Annotated in this window: 22 protein-coding genes; 10 read left to right on the top strand and 12 right to left on the bottom strand. The window is 46.5% G+C overall.

Annotation, left to right across the window (positions count from 1 at the left end; genetic code table 11):
• The first annotated feature begins 57 nt into the window (after positions 1-57).
• Entirely contained in the window at positions 58-921 is an 864-nt protein-coding gene (locus tag OCU74_RS07370; protein WP_261856164.1) for a sugar phosphate isomerase/epimerase family protein, read from the top strand.
• A gap of 157 nt (positions 922-1,078) precedes the next feature.
• Here OCU74_RS07370 and OCU74_RS07365 read toward each other — a convergent pair whose 3' ends face one another.
• From OCU74_RS07365 to OCU74_RS07345, 5 genes are all read right to left on the bottom strand, one after another.
• A complete protein-coding gene (locus OCU74_RS07365) occupies positions 1,079-1,507 on the bottom strand; it encodes a VOC family protein (RefSeq protein ID WP_087479109.1) in 429 nt (142 codons plus the stop codon).
• A gap of 285 nt (positions 1,508-1,792) precedes the next feature.
• Entirely contained in the window at positions 1,793-2,611 is an 819-nt protein-coding gene (gene nirC, locus OCU74_RS07360; RefSeq protein WP_087479108.1) for a nitrite transporter NirC, read from the bottom strand.
• 61 nt (positions 2,612-2,672) lie between these two features.
• On the bottom strand, positions 2,673-3,044 hold the full coding sequence (gene nirD, locus OCU74_RS07355) for a nitrite reductase small subunit NirD (protein WP_087479107.1): 372 nt from the start codon (positions 3,042-3,044) through the stop codon (positions 2,673-2,675).
• Positions 3,041-5,608 carry a nitrite reductase large subunit NirB gene (nirB, locus tag OCU74_RS07350; protein WP_087479106.1) on the bottom strand — a complete coding sequence of 856 codons (2,568 nt, stop codon included), beginning with the start codon at positions 5,606-5,608 and terminating at the stop codon, positions 3,041-3,043. Before nirB ends, nirD begins: the two co-directional genes overlap by 4 nt.
• Before the next feature lie 193 nt (positions 5,609-5,801).
• On the bottom strand, positions 5,802-6,512 hold the full coding sequence (locus OCU74_RS07345) for a UTRA domain-containing protein (protein ID WP_087479105.1): 711 nt from the start codon (positions 6,510-6,512) through the stop codon (positions 5,802-5,804).
• A gap of 192 nt (positions 6,513-6,704) precedes the next feature.
• Here OCU74_RS07345 and OCU74_RS07340 point away from each other — a divergent pair, with 192 nt between their 5' ends.
• From OCU74_RS07340 to cobD, 8 genes are all read left to right on the top strand, one after another.
• Positions 6,705-7,775, top strand: a complete 1,071-nt coding sequence (locus tag OCU74_RS07340) for an ABC transporter substrate-binding protein (RefSeq protein WP_087479104.1) — start codon at positions 6,705-6,707, stop codon at positions 7,773-7,775.
• Positions 7,776-7,784: 9 nt separating this feature from the next.
• Positions 7,785-8,591 carry an alkaline phosphatase family protein gene (locus OCU74_RS07335; protein ID WP_087479103.1) on the top strand — a complete coding sequence of 269 codons (807 nt, stop codon included), beginning with the start codon at positions 7,785-7,787 and terminating at the stop codon, positions 8,589-8,591.
• 41 nt (positions 8,592-8,632) lie between these two features.
• The gene (locus OCU74_RS07330; RefSeq protein ID WP_087480056.1) at positions 8,633-9,556 is read left to right on the top strand and encodes an ABC transporter permease; all 924 of its coding nucleotides are present in this window, start codon (positions 8,633-8,635) and stop codon (positions 9,554-9,556) included.
• On the top strand, positions 9,543-10,331 hold the full coding sequence (locus tag OCU74_RS07325) for an ABC transporter permease (protein ID WP_087479102.1): 789 nt from the start codon (positions 9,543-9,545) through the stop codon (positions 10,329-10,331). The genes OCU74_RS07330 and OCU74_RS07325 overlap by 14 nt, the downstream gene beginning before the upstream one ends.
• Positions 10,332-10,369: 38 nt before the next feature.
• A complete protein-coding gene (locus tag OCU74_RS07320; protein ID WP_087479101.1) occupies positions 10,370-11,389 on the top strand; it encodes an ABC transporter ATP-binding protein in 1,020 nt (339 codons plus the stop codon).
• 1 nt (position 11,390) lies between these two features.
• Positions 11,391-12,056 carry an HAD family hydrolase gene (locus OCU74_RS07315; RefSeq protein WP_087479100.1) on the top strand — a complete coding sequence of 222 codons (666 nt, stop codon included), beginning with the start codon at positions 11,391-11,393 and terminating at the stop codon, positions 12,054-12,056.
• Between the two features lie 145 nt (positions 12,057-12,201).
• Positions 12,202-13,491 (top strand): HD-GYP domain-containing protein, encoded by a 1,290-nt coding sequence (locus OCU74_RS07310; RefSeq protein WP_087480055.1) that lies wholly within the window; start codon positions 12,202-12,204, stop codon positions 13,489-13,491.
• Positions 13,492-13,592: 101 nt separating this feature from the next.
• Positions 13,593-14,699: a threonine-phosphate decarboxylase CobD gene (gene cobD, locus OCU74_RS07305; RefSeq protein WP_087479099.1), complete on the top strand. Its 1,107-nt coding sequence runs from the start codon at positions 13,593-13,595 to the stop codon at positions 14,697-14,699.
• A 1-nt stretch (position 14,700) separates the two neighbouring features.
• On the opposite strand, the gene cobU is transcribed toward cobD, so the two are convergent.
• Positions 14,701-15,255, bottom strand: a complete 555-nt coding sequence (gene cobU / locus OCU74_RS07300; RefSeq protein WP_087479098.1) for a bifunctional adenosylcobinamide kinase/adenosylcobinamide-phosphate guanylyltransferase — start codon at positions 15,253-15,255, stop codon at positions 14,701-14,703.
• A gap of 123 nt (positions 15,256-15,378) precedes the next feature.
• Between cobU and OCU74_RS07295 the strand changes: the two genes are divergently transcribed.
• The gene (locus OCU74_RS07295) at positions 15,379-15,957 is read left to right on the top strand and encodes a hypothetical protein (protein ID WP_087479097.1); all 579 of its coding nucleotides are present in this window, start codon (positions 15,379-15,381) and stop codon (positions 15,955-15,957) included.
• Positions 15,958-16,085: 128 nt separating this feature from the next.
• On the opposite strand, the gene OCU74_RS07290 is transcribed toward OCU74_RS07295, so the two are convergent.
• The 6 genes from OCU74_RS07290 to OCU74_RS07260 form a co-directional block, all read right to left on the bottom strand.
• On the bottom strand, positions 16,086-17,702 hold the full coding sequence (locus OCU74_RS07290; RefSeq protein WP_087479096.1) for a TIGR04141 family sporadically distributed protein: 1,617 nt from the start codon (positions 17,700-17,702) through the stop codon (positions 16,086-16,088).
• 121 nt (positions 17,703-17,823) lie between these two features.
• The gene (locus OCU74_RS07285; RefSeq protein ID WP_087479095.1) at positions 17,824-18,498 is read right to left on the bottom strand and encodes a DUF3824 domain-containing protein; all 675 of its coding nucleotides are present in this window, start codon (positions 18,496-18,498) and stop codon (positions 17,824-17,826) included.
• A gap of 54 nt (positions 18,499-18,552) precedes the next feature.
• A complete protein-coding gene (locus OCU74_RS07280) occupies positions 18,553-19,284 on the bottom strand; it encodes a hypothetical protein (RefSeq protein ID WP_087479094.1) in 732 nt (243 codons plus the stop codon).
• Between the two features lie 173 nt (positions 19,285-19,457).
• Positions 19,458-20,033 (bottom strand): GIY-YIG nuclease family protein, encoded by a 576-nt coding sequence (locus tag OCU74_RS07270; protein WP_087479093.1) that lies wholly within the window; start codon positions 20,031-20,033, stop codon positions 19,458-19,460.
• A gap of 784 nt (positions 20,034-20,817) precedes the next feature.
• A complete protein-coding gene (locus tag OCU74_RS07265) occupies positions 20,818-21,207 on the bottom strand; it encodes a hypothetical protein (protein ID WP_087479092.1) in 390 nt (129 codons plus the stop codon).
• A complete protein-coding gene (locus tag OCU74_RS07260) occupies positions 21,185-21,562 on the bottom strand; it encodes a polymorphic toxin type 44 domain-containing protein (RefSeq protein WP_087479091.1) in 378 nt (125 codons plus the stop codon). Before OCU74_RS07260 ends, OCU74_RS07265 begins: the two co-directional genes overlap by 23 nt.
• Between the last annotated feature and the right edge of the window lie 121 nt (positions 21,563-21,683).

Here is a 21,683-nt window from a genome sequence, read left to right as displayed (position 1 = left end):
TTAAATTCAACCACGATAGGTCAACAATCCTATGTATTCATGAAAAGAGCTAACAACATGAAAATATTTAATAAATTTATAAAATTATTCTTGCTGTCCTGCGGCATCATGAGTGCTTTCGCTGTCAGTGCCAACGAACTGCACCATAAGGATTCACAGCGAATTGCACTGCAGATGTATACCCTGAGAAACGTCGGTACACTGGAAGAACAACTGGCTATGGCTTCCCGGGCTGGTTATCACGCCATTGAACTGGTTGGAGACCACGGTGTTCAGGCTGCAGAAATGAATCGTCTGCTGGCGAAATATAATATTAAAGCGATCTCTGACCATGTTCAGCTGGCTGCATTACGCAATGACCTGAAAAATGTCATCAAATTCAATAAAGCCATCAGCAACAAAATTATTGTGATGCCGTGGCTGGGTACCGAGGAACGCCCTCAGTCTGCTGAAGCATGGCGCGAAATGGGAAGAGAGCTGGACAAGATCGGTGACAAACTACGTCGTCACGGTCTGACCCTTGCTTACCACAATCATAATTTCGAAATGAAAAAATATGATGGCAGACTAGCTCTGGAATGGATGCTTGATGCAACTTCTCCGGCAAACCTGAAAATAGAAGCTGATGTTGCATGGGTATTCCGGGGCGGACAAGATCCGGCTGAACTAATCCGTAGTCTGGCCGGGCGGGTCATCGCGATTCATGTGAAAGACAATACCGCTATCGGCGAACGGAATGATGAAGGCAACTTTACTGCCATCGGCGCGGGTGACGGTTTGCTTGCATGGGACGAAATTCTGCCGGAAGCCCAGAAAATCCGGGTGAAATGGTACATCGTTGAACACGACTTACCGAAAGATCCAGAAACTACAATTTCTACAGCAAACAAATATCTGAAAGAGTACTTTCGTTACCGATAATTTCATAACCGATTGATTTTGTGTTAAATCGTTTTGTTATAAATAAACGTAAATTCAGTTTACGACCCGGTCCCTCAATCCAACGGGTCACTTTTTGCGGAGAGCTCCCCCTCTCCGCATTTCTTATATTTCGGTTTATCTAAACTACACTAAATTTTTACTGAATCACCAGACTTCCATCTTCGTTAAAATCCCAGCAGTCACCGTAGGCAACTTCCCACAGGTAACCGTCAGGATCAGAAAAGTATCCGCTGTAACCTCCCCAGAAAACATCCTGCGCCGGTTTTTCCAGTTTTGCCCCCACACTGACTGCCAGTGCCAACACTTCATCAACTTCCTCTTTTGAACGTGTGTTGTGCGCCAGTGTTACACCTGAGAATCCGGAACATTGTGGCGAGAAGTCCGGAGAGACATCACTTGCCAGCTCATCTAACGGATAAAGTGCAAGACAGACACCACCCGTCTTAAAAAAGATAATTCCATCAGCCGGTTTTTGCGGCGAAGTAAAGCCGAGTGAAGAATAAAAATTATATGAAGTTTCTAAATTTTTCACACCGAGTGTGATAATACTAATCCTTGGTTCCACCGAATGCTCCTCTGTACATCAATCACTTCATATATCACGATGCCATGAGTCAGATATCAATCCTTCGATCTGTCATGGCAGTGCTATAAGACAAACTCTTTTTTAAATGCGAACTCATTTTAGCTTAGCAAAGGCGAGAAAAAACATCGCCGGAATCTAAATAACCAGCGATGCTCCCAAAAAAATTGCCTCACACTATTGATATAAATAAAACCGAGCTCATACTCTAGCAGAGGTTGTTGATTTTAGTAATTAAATGTTACAGATGAGTAATCTGAAAAATAATTATCCGGCTTTAGTCTGAGCCTGCCGATAGCTCATTTGACTATCGACAACCGGACGTTGTGCAGCCGGTGTTGCATACCAGTATCCCAGTCCCATAAACACTGCACCTGAGACAGCATTTCCTAATGAAACCCACAACAGGTTATGCCCGATTCCGGTCATGGTGTAACCGTCTGCTGCATTGCCAAACCAGGACAGTGCAAAAATTGTCATATTGGCAATCGAGTGCTCATAACCCGATGCAATAAAGGCCAGTAAACACCACCAGATGGCAATGAAACGTGCCGTACCGGTTTCCCGCTGACACATCCAGATTGCCAGACAAACCAGCCAGTTACACAGAACACCTTTAAAAAACAGCACCGATGCCGGAGCCATGGTTTTTGCCAGTGCTACTTTATGAATCAGACTCGATGCATCCGGCAGTAATTTCCCACCACCGGCGTACAGATAAAGTGCCGCCACCAGAACAGAGCCCAGCAGATTTCCCAGCCAGGTTTGTGGCAGAATTTTCAGATTATCAGCCCATGAAATCTGACCGGTTTTGGCACCCAGCGCCAAAAACATCGTATGACCGGTATACAGCTCCGATCCGGCGACAATCACCAGTGTCAGGGCAACACCGAAGGTTGCTCCCATCACCAATGGACGAATCGACGGGTCAACCAGATTTCCCAGCGTGAAAATCAGAATAATCCCGAGCCCGACATAAGCACCGGCCATTGCGGAACTGATCCAGAATCCGAGTGGGTTCTCCTTAAGCAATTGCTTGATCCGCAGCGCATTATCGCCGCATTTCTGAATTGGCGTTGTAAACATGGTTATTTCCTCTGAAAATGAAAGATTGAATAGGAAAACGCTCCTGCCCGGAGCGTTTGGTCTATTCCTTCTCTCCTGAAGAAACTTCCACATAACCGTTGGTGACTCTGGCGGCAAAAGTCCGGATACTGAAGCGTTCATCTTCCATACATAAACCGGTTTTAAGCTGAAAACGCTGCTTTTTCAGTGGGCTGGCAACCCAATATTCACCCTGATGTTCGCAGATCAATCCACGGGAAAGCACATTCGAGCGGGCAAACGGATCCATGTTATGGATGGCAAATACCTGCTCCGAGGCATCCGGGCGGAAAACCGCGACCTGCTCTCCGCCGACCAGCGCACATACACCGGTTCCGGGAGTGATGTCTTCGATCTGACAGATATTTTCAAAATGACCGGTCGCGGCAAAATGATGAATCGTCTCTGAACTCATGCTTCTTCCTCCAGTGTGACATGCAGAATATCGCCCCGGCTCTGACCGGGATATTTTTCTTCAACCGTCGCCGGACGGTGTTGGGCCCGTTCCGGAACAAACACTACATTGTCATCCCGCAGGTCTGAATTGATAAAATGAGCAAAACGTCTGAGCTGAGTCGGTTCTTCCAGAGTGGCCTGCCACTCGCACTGATATTCAGCAATCAGCCGGGCAACATCGGCTTCAAGCTGGTCATTAATTCCCAGTTTGTCACTGACAATCACATCACGCAGATAATCGATTCCCCCTTCCATATTTCCCAGCCACACCGAAGTGCGCTGAAGTGGCGCTGCCGTCCGGATATAAAACATCATGAAACGGTCGATGTACTGAATCAGAGTTTCCCGATCCAGATCGCTTGCCAGCAGGTCAGCATGGCGGGGTTTCATCCCGCCATTCCCGCACACATACAAATTCCATCCGGCATCAGTGGCAATAATTCCGAGATCTTTTCCCTGCGCTTCGGCACATTCACGGGTACAGCCGGAAACCCCGAATTTCATCTTATGTGGCGTCCGGATGCCTTTATAGCGATTCTCAATCGCCACACCCAGACCAACCGAATCCTGTACACCGTAACGACACCAGGTCGAACCGACACAGGTTTTTGCCATGCGCAGGGCTTTGGCATAGGCCTGACCGGTTTCGAATCCGGCGCTGATCAGTTTCTGCCAGATCGCCGGTAAATCATCTTTCTGCGCACCGAGCAGGCCAATCCGCTGAGCACCGGTGACTTTGGTATAAAGATGATATTCTTCGGCAATAGCAGCCAGAGCCGCCAGCGCCTGAGGCGTCACTTCACCACCGGCCATACGCGGAATCACCGAATAAGTGCCGTCTTTTTGCATATTTCCGAGGAAGTTATCGTTGGTATCATGCAGTTTGACCAGCTCAGGTTTGAGAATATGTTCTCCCCAGCAGGAAGCCAGAATCGAACCAACCGCCGGTTTACAAACTTCACAGCCGTAGCCGTGACCATGTTTTTCCAGCAGTTCATCAAAAGTTTTAATCCCTTCGATACGAATGAGATGAAACAGCTCCTGACGGGAATAGGCAAAGTGTGCACACAGATCGTTTTTCACTTCGATACCCGATTTTGCCAGCTCGGCATTCAGCACCGATGTCACCAGCGGAATACACCCGCCACAGCCTGTTCCGGCACCCGTCGCGGCTTTCACAGCAGCAAACGTATGATGTCCGTCGGCAACAGCCTGAGCAATCTTGCCTTTAGTGACATCAAAACAGGAACAGATCACCGCAGTTTCCGGCAGTGCATCCGCACCCAAAGCCGGTTTCTTTGCACCGGCATGTGAAGGAAGAATCAATGAATCGGGATTTTCCGGCAGTTCTATCTCATTAAGTTTCAGTTGCAACAGGTCGCCATAATCGGAAGTATCACCGACCAGCACCGCACCTAAGAGCTGCTTACCATCTTCGGAGACCACAATCTTTTTATACACGTCCTGCGCATCGTTCTGATAAACGTAGCTCTTACATCCCGGAGTTCTGCCATTCGCATCACCGATTGAACCGACTTTCACGCCCAACAGTTTGAGTTTGGCACTCATATCGGCCCCTTCAAACTGCGCAGAACCGCCTAACAGATGGTCGACAGCAACCGTCGCCATCTTATAACCCGGTGCAACCAGTCCGAAGAAAGCGTTATTCCACGACGCACACTCGCCAATCGCATAGATATACTCATCAGAAGTCTGACAGAAATCATTGATAACAATCCCGCCGCGTGGCGCAATATCCAGCTTCATCTGACGGGCCAGTTTGTCCTGAGGACGAATTCCGGCCGAGAACACCACCAGATCGACTTCCAGCGCACTTCCGTCGGCAAACTGCATGGTATTTCTTGCCTGTTCACCCTGCGGCGCAATTTCCAGCGTATTCTTTCCGGTGTGAACCTGAACGCCCATCTGTTCGATTTTCCGGCGTAACTGCGCCCCGCCCTGCTGGTCCAGCTGTTCTGCCATCAGTACCGGAGCAAATTCAATCACATGTGTTTCCAGCCCCAAGGCTTTCAGTGCCCCGGCAGCTTCCAGCCCGAGCAGACCACCACCAATCACCGCACCGCGCTGACTTTTTCTCGCCGCAGCTTCAATCGCTTTCAGATCTTCAATAGTTCGGTAGACAAAACAGTCTTTACCTTCATTGCCCTGAATCGGTGGCACAAACGGATAAGCACCGGTTGCCAGAATTAAGGTGTCGTACCGGACTTCACGTCCGCTCGCAGAATAAACAATCCGGTGCTCGCGATTCACATTGATCGCCCGCTCTCCGACCAACACCTGAATCCCGTGTTTTTCATAGAATCCTTCACTGACCAGAGACAGCTCATCCGCCGTATGATGAGAGAAATAAGAAGAGAGATGAACCCGATCATAAGCGACCCGAGGTTCTTCACAGAAGACGGTAATTTCCCATTGGGAAAGATCTGCTTTTTCAACGAAGTCAGCCAGATATCGGTGTCCGACCATGCCATTGCCGATCACCACCAGCTTTGATTTGCTCATATGCAGTTCCAGAAATTTTATTGATGACTGGAACGGATTGTTCAATGCCCGGCAAAAACGGGAGATGATATAAATCAATTCGAAAATAAAACTACCCGAAAGGGGTATGCGGTCTTCGACACGGAAGCTATTGAAAACATGCTGAATCCGACAGTCTGAGATTCTCTGAATATATCCGCATCATCCATCATGGTCAGCCATGCTCCGTATGACTATCGATGGTAATCATCACCGCATCCGGACGCCAGTATTCGAATTCACAATCGATCACTGCTCCATCCTGTTTATAGTTGACCCGGCAGATCTTCAGCACCTGCTGACCTGCTGCAATATTCAGCGCTTTTGCCACCTCCGCAGTAGCAGAAGTTGAAATCACATGGAAACGGGAACGGCTGGTGACATAACCATACTTCTGCTGATACAGCGCAGTCAGCGACTGGGTCAGATTTTCTTCGAGAATATCGGGAAACCACCGGGCAATCAGGCAGTTCTCAACATACAGCACCGCCCGCCCATCAATGAAACGCAGTCTTTTAATGATATGCAGCGGCGTCATTTCTGTCAGAGTCAGCAACTTCGCTTCTTCACTGGCAGCCATCCGGCTCTGGACCTGAATCAAACGGGTTTCGGCAATCCGGTCCTGTTCACTGATCATCTGATGAAAGTGACTGCGCGACAGCGGGTTATAGTGAATTCTCGGTGGCGAAACAAACCAGCCCCGGCGTTCTTCCCGGTAAATCAAACCTTCGGTTTCCAGTGATGCCAGAGAATCTTTCACCGTAATTCGTGTGGTCGAAAACAGCTCGCACAACTCCCGCTCCGAAGGCAACTTCTGACGACTGCCCATTGCCCCACCGCGAATTTGTTCCCGTATGACATCTTTAATTCTGGCTAACTGAGTCATTGACTTCTTCTTTTCCTGATCTAGTCCAACAGAGACTTCTTTCAATGTAAGGTCTCGTGCTGATACAGGCAATACAGTGCATAAAAGATTCACCAAACCGTCATAAATAATTTAAAAAACAGCCAATGAATCGTCACATTTGCCCAATAGGATGAAAGTCGAACAAACTGAACTAGTCCAGAGGACGGCTTTATGAAACCCATTTGCACCACTCAAACCCTGCTTAAAACAGCATCACTTATCTCACTCGCATTTACTTTTGGCGCAGCAGCAAAAACACAATCACTTGACGAACTGACTGCGGCAGCAAAATCAGAAGGACAGGTTTACAGCGTAGGCATGCCCGACAGCTGGGCCAACTGGAAAGATACCTGGCGGGATCTGGACAGCAAATATCATCTTCAGCATCAGGATACGGATATGAGTTCTGCTCAGGAGATTGCTAAATTTGCTGCTGAAAAGAAAAACGCCACCGCAGATATCGGTGATGTCGGCTTTGCCTTTGGCCGGATTGCCGTGCAGAAAGGTGTGGCTCAGCCCTATAAACCATCGACCTGGAATGAAATTCCCGACTGGGCCAAAGATAAAGATGGTTACTGGGCACTGGCTTACACTGGCACCATCGCATTTATGTCCAATAACAATCTGGTAAAAAATCCACCGAAGACATGGGCCGACCTGCTGCAAGGAAAATATAAAGTCACGGTCGGTGATGTTGGTGTCGCATCTCAGGCCAATAATGCGGTGCTGGCCGCGGCATTTGCCAATGGAGGCAATGAGTCCAATCTGAAACCTGCGCTGAAATTCTTCGGCAAACTGGCACAACAAGGCCGCTTGTCTTTCACCGACCCGAGTCTGGCAAACCTTGAAAAAGGCGAAGTTGAAGTCGCGATCCTGTGGGATTTCAACGCGCTGAACTACCGCGATAAAATTGATCGCTCCCGCTTTACTGTCAGCATTCCGCAGGATGGTTCCGTGATTTCCGGCTACACCACCATCATCAATAAATACGCGAAAAACCCGAATGCTGCCAAACTGGCCCGTGAATATATCTTCAGCGATCAGGGACAGATTAATCTGGCAAACGGCTATGCCCGCCCAATCCGGACCAATATTGAATTACCGGCAGAAACCAAAGCCAAACTGCTGGATAACACTCAGTATAAAAACGTTCATCCAATCAGTAACTTCAATGCCTGGGAAAAATCAGCCCGCCGTCTGCCGCGTCAGTGGCAGGAAAATGTCCTCATCCACCAGCAGTAAGGCAGTCTGATGAGCAATAAAGTTATTCTTGTTGTTCTCGATGGCCTCAATCATTCAGTAGCCCGGCAATGTCTGGGCTACCTGAATGGCCTGATCGAATCTCAGCAAGCAACCTTATATCCGATTACCTGCGAACTGCCGTCACTCTCCCGTCCGTTGTATGAATGCCTGCTGACCGGCGTTCGTCCGGTGGAAAGCGGAATTGTGCATAATTACATCAACCGTTGCTCTGAGCACGAGTCGGTGTTCAGCCTGGCAAGGCAACAAGGCAGAAAAACCGCAGCTGCGGCCTATCACTGGGTCAGTGAACTGTACAACCGTTCGCCTTATCATCCGGTCGAAGACCGTTTTACCGACGACCCGGCACTCAATATTCAACATGGCCTGTTTTATCACTGGGATCATTACCCCGACGAAGCACTGTTTCTGGATGGCGAACATCTGCGCCGCCGTTACGACCCGGATTTTCTGCTGATCCATCCGATGAACATTGACGACAGCGGTCATCAGTACGGTCTCGATTCACCACAATACCGCAATACCGCCCGCAAAGCCGATATGATTTTATCGGACTTCCTGCCGCAGTGGATTGCTGCCGGTTATCAGATCCTGATCACCAGTGACCACGGTATGAACAATGACGGTTCCCACGGCGGCACCCTGGCAGAAGAGCGTGAAGTGCCTCTGTTTGTCATCGGCGACCGCTTCAGTCACCAGCAGTCAGCATTGATCGCCCAGACCGACATCTGTGGTGTGCTGTGTGAGTTACTCGGACTGCTTCACGACAAACCTAGTGCAGAGGGCATACTCCGATGAATCATAAAGAGAGCGTGACAGCGCCATTGAAAACTCATGATATGCGAATCAGCCCTGTACGGCACAGCCATTCGGTCACCCGGTTTGCCCGGCTGAAAAAATGGCAGCCATTACTGCTGATCATCCCGTTTGCGGTGTTTTTCTATATTTTCCAGCTTTCCCCGATGCTGTGGGTCGTGACCAACAGTTTCAGCGACGGCACACAGGCTTCACTGGAAAATTACCGGGAGATTTTCGACTCCCCTTTTATTCTTCAGGGCTTCGGTAACAGTCTGTGGATTGCTTTCTGGTCCAGTCTGGCCGGTCTGTTTATCGCTGCATTGCTGGTGTCATCTCTGCGCCATCTCAACAGTCGCATCCGCGATATGGTGATTGCTTTCACCAATATGAGCAGCAACTTCGTCGGTGTACCGCTGGCATTCGCCTTTATCATTATTCTCGGCACCAACGGCGCACTCACGCTGTTACTGCGCAAGTTCGGTATTCTGGATGAATTCAATCTGTATGGCCGTTGGGGACTGCTGGCAATTTACACTTATTTTCAGATCCCGCTCGGCGCACTGCTGCTGTATCCGGCATTCGATGCGCTGAAAAAAGACTGGCAGGAAGCCGCGGCTCTGCTTGGCGCGAATACACGTCAGTACTGGCTCAGAATCGCCCTGCCGGTACTTGCCCCGGCGCTGTTCGGGACTTTCATTATCCTGTTTGCCAACGCTATCGGTGCTTACGCCAGTGCGTATGCACTCACCTTAGGGAACTACAATCTGATCACCATCCGGATTGCCAGTCTGGTCTCCGGCGACCTGTTCCTCGAACCCAACCTTGCTGCGGCAATCTCCGTATTACTGATCGCCATTCTGGCGCTGGTGACGGTGGTCAACCAATGGCTGATCACCAAGAGCGGCCATACCCAGAGTGAAAAGACCCAGAGCAGAAAGACCAGAGGTTCTGATGCAAAACACTAATCTGATTTACCACAAAAGTGTCGTCTACGGGATTCTCACCATCTTACTGATTCCCATTGCGGCGACATTTGCTTATGCACTGGCGCAACAATGGGGCGCGACCATCCTTCCCGAAGGATTCACCTTCGACTGGTACTTACAGTTACTTGCCGATCCCCGTTTTCTGGCCGCATTCGGACGTTCACTGTTCGTCTGTATCGCAGCGCTGTTGCTGGCAACTGTGCTGGTTGTACCGATGATTTTCGTCATTTTCTATTACTATCCGAAACTGGATAAAGTGATGAATATCCTGATCCTGCTGCCTTTTGCCGTGCCACCGGTTGTCTCTTCCGTGGGATTGCTACAACTCTACGCCGACAGTGATCTCTCTCTGATCGGCACGCCATGGATTCTGATCGGAACTTACTTCACCATCGCGCTGCCATTTATGTACCGGGCCATTGCCAATAACCTGCTGGCAATTCATCTGCGCGATTTAATTGATGCCGCCCATCTGCTCGGCGCCAGCACCACCAAAGCGTTTCTGCTGATTATTCTGCCGAACCTGAAAAAAGGACTGATGGCTTCACTATTTCTGTCATTCTCTTTTCTGCTCGGTGAGTTTGTGTTTGCCAATATTCTGGTCGGCACCCGTTACGAAACCCTGCAGGTTTATCTGTATAACATGCGCCAGACCAGCGGCCACTTTACTTCCGCGCTGGTAATGACCTATTTCCTGTTTATTTTTCTCTGTACCTGGCTTGCCAGCCGCTTTAACCGGGATGCCCGGCAATGAGAGTACAGCGATGAGAGTACAACCATGAGAGCCCAACAATGAGCTATGTCCACGTTAACCAACTCACCAAAGCATTCGGTGAACAAACTGTTTTTGCCGATATTCACTTTACTATCGAAAAAGGTGAATTCATCACCCTGCTCGGCCCCAGCGGATGCGGGAAATCAACCCTGCTGCGCAGCATTGCCGGACTGGATCAAATCGACGGCGGAGAAATCTGGGTCAACGGCAACGACATTTCCCGTGAAGTCCCGCAGAAACGGGAAATCGGCATGGTGTTTCAGTCTTATGCACTGTTCCCCAATATGACTGTGGCCGACAATATTGGCTTCGGTCTGAAAATGAAAGGCATGGACAAACAAACTGCCCGGAAAGAAATTCAGCGCTTTATTAAGTTGGTTGAGTTAGAAGGAAAAGAGCGACATTACCCGCATGAGCTTTCCGGCGGTCAGTGCCAGCGGGTCGCGTTAGCCAGAGCACTGGTCATGCGGCCGCGGATTCTGTTGCTGGATGAACCGCTTTCGGCACTGGATGCCAAAATCAGGAAGAATCTGCGCCAGCAAATCCGGGACATTCAGAAAGAACTCGGGCTGACGACTATTTTTGTCACCCACGATCAGGAAGAGGCGATGCAGCTTTCCGACCGGATTTTTCTGATGAATCAGGGAGAGATTGTCCAGCAAGGCAGCCCAGAAAGTATTTATACTCAACCGGTCAACACCTTTGTCGCCGGATTTATGGGCCACTACAATCTCATTGATGCACCGACGGCCAAAGACTGGTTCGGCATCGACTGTTCCGGTCAGGTTGCCATTCGTCCCGAATCGATTTACGTCAGAGAAACCGGGCGGCAGTATGGCGCGCATATTTCTGCCCCGAAAGCGGCCACCGTGATCAGTCATCAGTTACTGGGCAATGTGATCCGCTATACCACGGCTATCGGTTCACAACACCTGACCGTTGATTTGCTCAACCGCTCCTCAGAAAGACTGCTTCCGGCTGGACATCAGCTGGAACTTTTATTTAACCTGAACGAAATACAACCTGTGAGAAATTAATATGTCCAACCCTTTGTACGTTTTCGATATGGATGACACCCTGATCGACGGGGATTGCTCTGTGATATGGAACGAATTTTTAGTCGATAAAGGGATTGTCACCGACCCGGATTTTCTAACGCAGGACCGTTACATGATGGATCTGTACGCGGCGGGAAAGATGGACATGGAAACGTATCTCAATTTTACGCTCGAACCGCTGGCTCAACTGCCGAAAAATACTGTGGATACGCTGGTTGAAGAATGTGTCACCACGCGGGTGCTGCCGCGGGTTTTCCGTGAAGCACAAAGCATTATCGACCGGTTAGCCGAACAGGACACACCAATGCTGATTATCTCCGCCACCGTCAGTTTTATTGTCCACCGGGTCGCGGAAAAAATCGGTATTTCTGAGGCGCTGGGCATCGATCTCGTGGAGCAGAATAACTGCTACACATCGCAGATCCACGGTATTCCCAGCTACCGGGAAGGCAAAATCCAGCGATTGAACAACTGGGTCGCAGCTCAGCCACAGCCTTTTTCAGCCGTTCACTTCTACACCGACTCAATCAATGACTTGCCATTGTGTCAGCAGGCCGATTATGTCTATCTCATCAACCCGGCAGCACAACTCCACCAACAGGCTGAAGGGAAAAATCACTGGACGATTTATCGCTGGGAAAACTGAACACAGGGAAACGGATAATATTCTTTGCATCAATAGCGGGAGATTGTCCCAATAACGTGCCGGAGTACATATCAAAACCATCAGGATTCTCCTCAGAGTGAACTATGCTGAATATATAGTAATGACAAGTCTGAAGGGGAATCTGATGGAACCAAATACTACCCTGAACGTCGATCTCAGACAGATGATTCTCGCCATTGAAACCGCTGTCTCGCTGGTCGGGGTCGATGACACCAATCACGGTAAACGGGTCGGCTATATTGCCAGCCAGCTCGGGCAAAAGATCGGCCTGAGTGACAGTGACTTACAATATGTATTTGAACTGGGAATGCTCCACGATTGCGGGGTATCGACCACCCAGATGCACCAGAATCTGGTCAACCATTTTAACTGGAAAGATGCACACATCCATTGTGAGATCGGTTATCGCCTGCTGAAAGACTTTCCTCCCCTGCAAAAGTTTGCCCTGCCGATACGCTACCACCACACACCCTGGCAGGAACTGGCTGCCCTGAACCTCTCTTTCTACGATGCCCAGATGGCAAATCTGATTTATCTTGCCGATCGGATTGATGTGCTGGGCGCCGCTCACTATGAAAGCGATATTCTTCTCGCCTGCCAGGATATTCACGAAGAAATCAATCGATATTCCGGCAGCTATTTTGATCCGGTGCTGGTCGATGCATTTCACAAGGCCAGCGATTCGGAAGCATTCTGGATTGCGCTGCAAAATCGTCATGTCACCCGCTATACCTGGGATATGGGACGCTTAGCCAGTAACCATATGTTGTCTCTCAATGAGATCAAACACCTTTCACTGATTCTGGCCTATATCGTTGACCAGAAGAGCCAGTTTACCGCACAACACTCGGTCAGAGTTGCCGATGTTGCCCGCTTTCTTGGCGAGGCTTATGGCCTGTCTGCCGAGCAATGTATCCGTATCGAAATCGCCGGATTGCTGCACGATCTGGGCAAACTGCTCACTCCCGATGAAATTCTGGAAAAACCCGGCCCGCTCGACCATATCGAACGCTCCATCATCAATCAGCACAGTTATGAGACTTATGAGATATTGCGTCATATTCAGGGAATGGAAGAGATTGCCCGCTGGGCTGCATTCCATCACGAAGGGTTGAATGGTGTCGGTTACCCTTTCCACCCACAAAAACAGGAGCTAAGTATCGAAGCCAGAATTATTGCAGTCGCTGATGTCTTTCAGGCCTTAGTGCAGAACCGCCCTTACCGGGAAGGCATGTCACTGACAGATGTACTGACTATCATTGATGAAATGGCCAATGACGGTAAACTGGATAAAGCCCTCACCGGGCTGGTTCATCAGACCGCCCAGCAGTGTTACGACATTGCTCAGGGTTCAGATCCGAATGGTAATCAACAACATATCCGGCAGTTTTTAGAGGCTCCGGTGGTGGCATAGAACACAGGCACAGACGTATTAACTCATCACTGGAGCTTTAGGGAGGAATCCGCTACATTGTCAGCCATTCACACAGAGATATGGCACAGAAGTATTAAGACATGGCAAAGAGCGGGCAACATGGCGGTAATACGCGACAAATGGCGGAAAAGTACGGACTGAACGCCGAAGATCTGTTGGACTTCAGCGCCAATATCAATCCGCTTGGCATGCCGCAGACACTCCGGGATGCCATCATTGACCAGATGTCCTGTGTGGAACGTTATCCGGATATCGATTATCAGCAGTTACATCAGGCGATTGCCCGTCATCACTGGCCGCAGCAGAATACTTCTCCGGAAAGTTATGAAAATTATATTGTCGCCGGGAACGGCGCGACGGAGCTGATTTTCCAGTGGGTGCAGCAAACCCGCCCGCAACGGGCGTTGATCGTCGAGCCGACCTTTGCTGAATATCGCCGGGCACTGACCCGTTACTCGTGTGACATTGAAGCCTTTATGCTCCGGGAAGAAGAAGGATTTGAGGTGACGGAACGTCTGCTGGATGCATTGCATGACGGGCTGGACTGTCTGTTTCTCTGTACGCCGAATAACCCGACCGGGCTGATGCCGGAAACAACGTTACTTCAGCGTTTGCTGCAACGTACCGCAGAACTGAATATTAATCTGTTTGTGGATGAATCATTTATCGACTTTATCCCGGAGAATCCGGGGCTGACCGCAGCATTGCGTGACTTTCCCAACCTGTTTCTGCTCCGCTCGATGACCAAGTTCTACGCCATTCCGGGGCTGCGTCTCGGCTATCTGCTCTCTTCCAACCAGCAGGTGCTTACGCCGCTGCGGGATATCCGGGAGCCGTGGACCATCAATGCATTCGCTGCACTGGGCGGAGAAATCCTGTTTGAGGATCACGCTTATGCCAAGCAAACCTACCGCTGGCTGAAAGCCGAACAACACGCTTTGTATCAGGGCTTATCGCAGTTGCCCGCGCTGACGGTTTATCCGCCGACCGCCAACTATATTTTCTTCCGCCTTAATCAGCCCGATCTGGATTTGCAGGATGCGCTGATGCACCACAAAATTCTGATCCGCCACTGCGCCAACTACCCCGGCTTATCAGCCCGGCATTACCGGGTGGCGATCAAATCCCATCAGGACAACCAGCAGTTATTACAGGCATTGGGCGAGATCTTTTCGCACGCTGCGTAAATCAGCGACCTTTCAGTTGCATCGGCAGACCGGCGGCCATAAAAGTCACCTGTTCTGCCACCGCCGCAATCGCCTGATTCATCCACCCGGCATGATCCACATACAGCCGGGAAACTTCGCCCATCGGCACAATACCCAAACCGACTTCGTTGGAAACACATAAAATCGTCGCCGGAGAATCCTTCAGCACATCAACCAGCGCCTGCACCTGCTGCTCAATCATCGCTACCGTAGCTGTCTCACCCTCGTTATAGATCACGTTGTTCAGCCACAGCGTCAGGCAGTCAACCAGCACCACATCCTGCGCCTGAAACTGCGCCAGTGTCTGTGCGAGCAAAACCGGCGATTCATGATTACACCACTCCGGCCCGCGCCGCTGCTGATGCAGTTCAATCCGCTGCTGCATCTCCCTATCAAACGCAATCGCCGTCGCCACATAATGTAACCGGGCCGCCGCACCTTCAGACAAACGCTGCTCCAGAAGCGCCAACGCCTGCTGCTCCGCATAACGTGATTTCCCACTGCGCGCACCACCGATAAAAAGACATGCCGTCATAAATTCCTCCGCATCATTACTTGCGTGATTTTGCCCGAATGAGTGGGGAAATCAACGTAGTATGCATGATCGAAGTCTGTTTTACTCGGTTTATCCGTCAAAGAGAATTACACAAGATATGCCATGAATAATGCAATGACAGCACTGACGACTTATACAATTGGCTGGGCCGGATGGTTTTTAACCTGGCATTTTCTCATCGGCTTTCCTTTATTGAAGAAAATGAAACTGCTCCATTTTCCATTCTGGGGCGCTCAGTTTGTATTTATCGTAAATATCGTGTTGGGATACTTTTCAATTAATCTGGACTACTCGACTGAATTACAGCTTTACCCTTATGTAGAATCAAACGCCAAATCAGTCGCCGGAATGTCACTGGCAATTGCCGTATTCTGGGTTTTCGCGACAAAAGATAAACTGCTTGATCATGCCGATGTGCTGGTGAAACTGTTCTTATGGTTACTTTTCTGGGCATTCCTGATTTCTGTCATCGGAACATTACCGCTTTACTGGGTTCCACCCGGAGGCGTCTGGCTGACAGCCCTACGCCACATCAAATCCGTCCCTTACTTTTATTCACTGTTTATCCTTGCTTCAGCATTAGTCGTGTTTATTTACAAACTCGCTTACCGAAAAACGCTGGCTTATGAAATTTCGCCCCTGAAACTTGGGACACAACAAAAGACAGAGAGTGAGTCATAAAGTGTTTTGGGGCAGCAACCAGACTACAAGAGCTCAGCCAACGTATCTCCATTTTCAATTTAGGTAGAGTTGCTGAGCAGATTCGGTTTCGGGAACGGTGAGGTTTTTATTGGGAGTATAGTCTCTTGTTAGTTTTTCTTTGGCTTGCACTTTTTAGTCTTTAACCAATGGGGGTCAATATCTATTTTAGATAGAGAAATATTGTAATTTAATGCCCTTAATGTTTTTAAAGAATTCTTTAATGTAACCTTTGAAAAAAATGGGAGCTCTTTAGGTATATCCTTGGTCGTAGCAATTGCATAAACCACCCTATATTTACTTGGTTCAGGCCTTGGTTTGGGGTCAGACAATTTGATTGATGCAGGCAATTTCGGGTTCAGTTTCTCTCTGTAATCAAGGTCTTTTATAAACGCTTCCGCAGCCACAAATCCTTGAGAGAAAAGGTGGCTGAGTGTGCTTGAGCTTCTGTATAATTTTACATGAACAAATTCATTTCCACCCTTTATTAAATCACAGTGCTCTAATTTGTCATAAGGTCCACCAATTTGGATATTCTTTTTATCCATCAAACAAAAACCGCTGTTTGTTTTAGCAACCAGCTCATTATAGTCGCCCTCATCATCATGAGAATATATGGGAAATGAGAATGGATGAATATCAATATCGCTGAGGTAGTCATCAACTGCTGACACAAAATCACAGTTTACTTTGTACCATACACCATTTCTTAGAATGTAATGACCGTTTCCAAATTTAATTTCAGCATATAAGCAGCGGTAAACCGGCCAACTTTTTACAGACTGATACTCACTGTTATTTACGTGAACAACGTTGCTCTTCATTAACTCAACTGTAGGAGTAACACCACCAAGATATGCTATATAGTCATCGAAAGATAAAACTACATGACGAAGGGTTTTCTGGTACATATCAAATGAATAGCCAATTTGACCTTCCCAATCTACTATTTCCGGTTCCCCTAACCAGAAATTAGAAACATTGTTACTGCTCAAGTATTGATCTAGTTCCAGATCTAGTATTTCAATCTCGTCATAGTCCCGAACTCTATTGATATTTTCTACCCAGCTAAATTTGTCTGGAAGATTAGAACGATATTGTGTGATCGCCTTTGAAAGAATCGCAGGTATATTTGAAAGGTTGGTCTCCACTGCTATTGTCAAGGCATCCCTACCAGTTACATGACTACCAAATTCTTTTACTAATGATGTGCCTGTTACTGCGTAAAGCATCTCCATCTCCGAATCTAAATGAAGATTAAATATATCTACATCCCGAGTGCTTTGAGTTCTTGAATTCAATGGGTTGTGATCATAGCTGGCTTTATCCAAACTTCTCAGCTTGTCAGGATCTACCGAGTTGAGCGTCACCTTTAAACCGAAATCACGCTCGATAGACTCTTGTTTTAACAAGTGAAAACCAGTTCCAAAAGACAGTAAAAATGTAGCCCCTGATACTCTTACTATAAATACAGCACCTACATTTGAAGAAGTGCCAAATTCAGAAACATCAACTTGACTATCTGTTGTAAACAATTTAGTCCAAGGAGGAGAATTTTTGGGTGGCTGTTTTTTTATGTAAAGACGGGCTGATTCTGCTTCAGGCAAGTCTATTTCAATAGGCTGCTTAGCATTTTCTAGCTTTATAACATCAGAATCTGGCTTGCAGCCATCTCTCGCCAAATAGATAGATAGCTTTTCTTTTCTGATTTTATTTGTTCTTGCCATAAATCCCTTCTCTGCTCAGCGCTGAAAAGCTAACGCTTAAATAAACGGCTAAAAATGCTTGGCTATACTTGTGAGCGCAGCAAATCAAGCCAAACATTTTTAGTCCGATTTAATTTTCTTGTTAGCTCAAGAACTGAATATTTTCTTGGTATTCTTTCATTTCCTTATGGAGCTCTGTACCCATAATTGATTTGAAATCAGGAGCTTGTTTGTCTTTTAAGATTTGATTTGCTCTAATTCTGAGTTCGCGATCATCAGAAACCAAAGTCATAGCAGAATGTAATTTTAAAGAATCAACCAAAATTTCAATAATATCTGGATCAGCATATGCATTTTTCTTAGCGTTTAGACCCATTGGAATTATTTCGATTAAATCAATATTCTGAAAATATTCAATTCTTGCTAATGCGCATCTTGCAAGCTTACTTTTAGGGTTGTCATAAGGCAGATTTTTCAAATTAATCATTTCATCAAACTGAACTGAAGACATTTTAATGCTGCTTTCGAATCGACTCATAACCCATTCAAGATTCTTAAAAAAATCCTCATAATCACGATTCATCCATATATTGGAATCAACTAATAGAAGAGATTCAAAACGCTCTCCCCATTGAGATTCGAATGCCTCGGAAGCCAATTTGGCTTTAGAAACTTTTTCTTCATATTGTTGTCGTTCTCTTGCACGCCTATCGCGTTTTTCCTTTTCTTTTTCTTCTGAATAATAGTCATAGCCCTTTTTACCAGCATAAGCTGCGACAGCAGCACCTAAGCCCCATAAAATAATTGGTAATGGCATTATTTTCTCCTTTGCGTGACAATTATTTTGTCAAATGATTCGACTTGTTAGAAATTATTTTCTGCTACGGCGCTTTTTATTTCTAATCCAAGCAGTCCTTGTTGCTTTTTGTTGTAGAGAAAATTGGTTTACTATTTCTTCGTAAGTTAAACCAGGAGAAAGAACTGGAATTCCTTTTTCTATAAATTCTTCTCTCAAATCTAATTCTTCTTCAAGTGGTAAAATTACCGCTACAACATCTTTTGGTCTAAACGCGATACCACCAACGATTCGCCACTCTCTTTCCCATGTAAAGTCATATCGTTCATGCATAGCATTCAAGTAAGGTAATATTTTTCGTATTTCCCCCCTTTTAAATCCGGTTCTCCTCGCCATATCAAAAAGTGAATCTACAGCATCTCTTATATCAGTGTTATCACCATATGAATTAATATAAATTGCTGGCTGAGCTCCTTTAGAAAGGATAAATTCTCTGGAGAATACAATACCATAAGGTTTTAACTCTGTTCTCCTCCCCTCCATTTTTCTAGTAAGTAAATGAAGCTGAGTTAGCGGAACTTCTGAAAAACACGCTACATAAAATGATTTTTCTGCGTCTTCTGGAATTTGTTGTGCATTTATACAATGCGCGCTATATGCACCAATAAAACGTTCTTCAATAATGTTCCTAAAATTCTCATCAGCAGTTGAGCCAAAATCAAAATCTTTATAATCATCCCTCGTAAGATGTACAACAAATCTTGATATATCCTCTCTGCCTTGAATTGCCTTATCTCTTGCTGCCAAAGAGTTGATCTCCTTTTATTTCTAACACCCTGTTAAAGGGTGAGCAACGCAATACCGAAGCCTCCGCATACCACCTTAAACACTAAAACCAACGCATAGTAAAAATGCCACGCGTTGCGAATCCCTCTTGAACAGTTTGTTAGATTTTGTTGCTAGAGACTACTCGGATATAATTAATCCCAACAATCACAGTCACGACCACAACCACCGGGCATGTAACAATCGGGGTCTACCGGTGGTGAGCTTAAGTCATTTGCTTGATACGGAGCACGACGTGTATTCTGCAGCAAAGCTGCATTTTCCCAAGAATAAATCACTCCAATATCTCTTATATGGCAATGATAGCAGTACATTTCCCAACTGAAGTTTTCATATAAGTAGTCATGTACAATCCCTCTCATTTCGTATGGCGATACATAAAACCACTCAGATTCACGACCTGACCCCTCATGATTTATACACTGATAAGACTGATTCAAAAATACTTTGACTGAATCTTCAATATGTTTGACTTGTTCCTTTTTAACTCCAGCTTTTATTTTAAATGCGCATAGCAGAGTATAAAAAGGGTTTTGGCTTCCACTCGCCCTAGTACCCAAGGAGCCAGTAGTTAGTCCTATTTTTGCCATATCTGGTCGCTGTACATCAGTACCAATATAAATCCAGTTTTCTTTTGAATTTTCTTGTCTTAGTCTTTCATTTTCAAGCCATTCTTCCTTGTAATCAAAACCAAAAGCCCTGCCTGCCATAACTTCCTCCTAATTTACATTGAACGTGTATGATCCGAAAACCTAACAGTACCTTTTAACTAGACTCTATCTGTATAAATTAGGCAGAAAATATAGAATTACTTTTTATATCACGTTGTTTTCACTAATAATTTTGTATAACCAATGTGATAATTACAGACAGTTTCTATCTAACATTAGACACCCTGCCGTATAATTTTCTCTCATAATTCTGTATATCTAACCGTAGCACTATAATTCAATGTCACATATAACGTTGAAATTAAAGATAAAAATTCAATTAAGTTATGAGAACTTAGAAGAAATTACGGCATCATGCTATCTAATCTACCAACCTAATCACCCTGAAACCGAACAATATCTCATCCACCAACGCTACCGCCATCCGAGAACTTGCTCGGGCCAGATTCATCTTGTTTACGATTGGGTGTCTGATTGCCATACATAGAATTGAATATATTTCTGGAAATTTCCAGCAAAAATTAACATAAACATGACATTTCTTTGGGAGTGACTACGTCACATAGATGAGCAAACTTGAACAAAACGGAAAAGAAATCCACTGAACAAAGGAAAAATTTCAGGGACGAAATTTTAAGATTTTCCGGGCAGGATGCCCGTAAAATCTGGTCCTGAACCACTGGTGACCAAGTCAACCAAAAAAGATTTTCTGGTTCGTCTTTGATCTATCAAAGATGAACTGGCGCACATCACACCGATGTAACTGAAACCACAAAGCTAATCGTGCGTCATACCTCGGAGCTGAAGCCTACGATACGTTTACTCAACCATTCTTCGCAACCAATTCAACATGGATAGGTAGCAGACTGCCATTTTTGTTGATCCATACAATATTGGTAAATTGATAGATTTTCCCGGTAATATCTAATGCAAATGAATCCGCACCTTTCGCGGTAACATTCACATCGGGCGTACCGGAGATTAAAAATGGTGATGGTAGTTCTTCACCTTCCGAGCGAACATAAAAATTGTAGCTATAGGAAACTGTCGCATTGCCATTGTTATTTCGAAAACCAACAACCGACACAGTATCAGAGAGAGCCACATCGAGAATCTGTTGATCCAGATTATCTGTAGGCTGGAACAGATTTGATGCAATATAAGCCAGTAAAGCGCCAAAGAAAATTAAGCTAATAGCCTTTATTTTTTGCATATTCAATTCCTAATGATATGTAGTATTGGTCGGTTGGGTCGTCTCCATACGGTTTATCGCCCCAGCAACTATCCCAACTATCTACAGACGTACCAGCTCTCATTTGCGCACAACCTGCGGCTCTCAGTAATATGTCTTCGGGAATTCCTCCCGCATAACCTACCGCACCATAATGAAAATTCCCAAAGTTTTCAAATGGCCCGGCTTGTTTGTAATCCCAGGGACCTTTATTTCTTACTTGCTCAAAAAACCAATAATAATCGATAGGGCCAACGATACGCCCAAACTTATTCCGGATCATTTTCATGTTTGCATCAACTGAAACCCCTTCGGGACTTGCTGGATACAATGCCATTATTAACCTCCTTCATCATCAGATACCGATTCAGAGCAAATTCATCCTAATCGACAGATTTACATTCTGTTGCATATCAAGCAGGCTACGGGAAAGTTTCAGAAAATCAATATCAAAATGA

The sequence above is a fragment of the Vibrio mangrovi genome (genome assembly GCF_024346955.1).
Lineage (GTDB): Bacteria > Pseudomonadota > Gammaproteobacteria > Enterobacterales > Vibrionaceae > Vibrio > Vibrio mangrovi.
The sequence above is the reverse complement of the archived record's forward strand: the minus strand, read 5'-3'. Positions and strand labels throughout refer to the sequence as shown.

Bases quoted from the DNA above. Each gene is read 5' to 3' on its own strand.
- OCU74_RS07370 (WP_261856164.1), top strand. From the start codon at position 58: ATGAAAATATTTAATAAATTTATAAAATTATTCTTGCTGTCCTGCGGC.
- nirC (WP_087479108.1), bottom strand. From the start codon at position 2,611: ATGTTTACAACGCCAATTCAGAAATGCGGCGATAATGCGCTGCGGATC.
- nirD (WP_087479107.1), bottom strand. From the start codon at position 3,044: ATGAGTTCAGAGACGATTCATCATTTTGCCGCGACCGGTCATTTTGAA.
- nirB (WP_087479106.1), bottom strand. From the start codon at position 5,608: ATGAGCAAATCAAAGCTGGTGGTGATCGGCAATGGCATGGTCGGACAC.
- OCU74_RS07345 (WP_087479105.1), bottom strand. From the start codon at position 6,512: ATGACTCAGTTAGCCAGAATTAAAGATGTCATACGGGAACAAATTCGC.
- OCU74_RS07340 (WP_087479104.1), top strand. From the start codon at position 6,705: ATGAAACCCATTTGCACCACTCAAACCCTGCTTAAAACAGCATCACTT.
- OCU74_RS07335 (WP_087479103.1), top strand. From the start codon at position 7,785: ATGAGCAATAAAGTTATTCTTGTTGTTCTCGATGGCCTCAATCATTCA.
- OCU74_RS07330 (WP_087480056.1), top strand. From the start codon at position 8,633: ATGCGAATCAGCCCTGTACGGCACAGCCATTCGGTCACCCGGTTTGCC.
- OCU74_RS07325 (WP_087479102.1), top strand. From the start codon at position 9,543: ATGCAAAACACTAATCTGATTTACCACAAAAGTGTCGTCTACGGGATT.
- OCU74_RS07320 (WP_087479101.1), top strand. From the start codon at position 10,370: ATGAGCTATGTCCACGTTAACCAACTCACCAAAGCATTCGGTGAACAA.
- OCU74_RS07315 (WP_087479100.1), top strand. From the start codon at position 11,391: ATGTCCAACCCTTTGTACGTTTTCGATATGGATGACACCCTGATCGAC.
- OCU74_RS07310 (WP_087480055.1), top strand. From the start codon at position 12,202: ATGGAACCAAATACTACCCTGAACGTCGATCTCAGACAGATGATTCTC.
- cobD (WP_087479099.1), top strand. From the start codon at position 13,593: ATGGCAAAGAGCGGGCAACATGGCGGTAATACGCGACAAATGGCGGAA.
- cobU (WP_087479098.1), bottom strand. From the start codon at position 15,255: ATGACGGCATGTCTTTTTATCGGTGGTGCGCGCAGTGGGAAATCACGT.
- OCU74_RS07295 (WP_087479097.1), top strand. From the start codon at position 15,379: ATGAATAATGCAATGACAGCACTGACGACTTATACAATTGGCTGGGCC.
- OCU74_RS07290 (WP_087479096.1), bottom strand. From the start codon at position 17,702: ATGGCAAGAACAAATAAAATCAGAAAAGAAAAGCTATCTATCTATTTG.
- OCU74_RS07285 (WP_087479095.1), bottom strand. From the start codon at position 18,498: ATGCCATTACCAATTATTTTATGGGGCTTAGGTGCTGCTGTCGCAGCT.
- OCU74_RS07270 (WP_087479093.1), bottom strand. From the start codon at position 20,033: ATGGCAGGCAGGGCTTTTGGTTTTGATTACAAGGAAGAATGGCTTGAA.
- OCU74_RS07265 (WP_087479092.1), bottom strand. From the start codon at position 21,207: ATGCAAAAAATAAAGGCTATTAGCTTAATTTTCTTTGGCGCTTTACTG.
- OCU74_RS07260 (WP_087479091.1), bottom strand. From the start codon at position 21,562: ATGGCATTGTATCCAGCAAGTCCCGAAGGGGTTTCAGTTGATGCAAAC.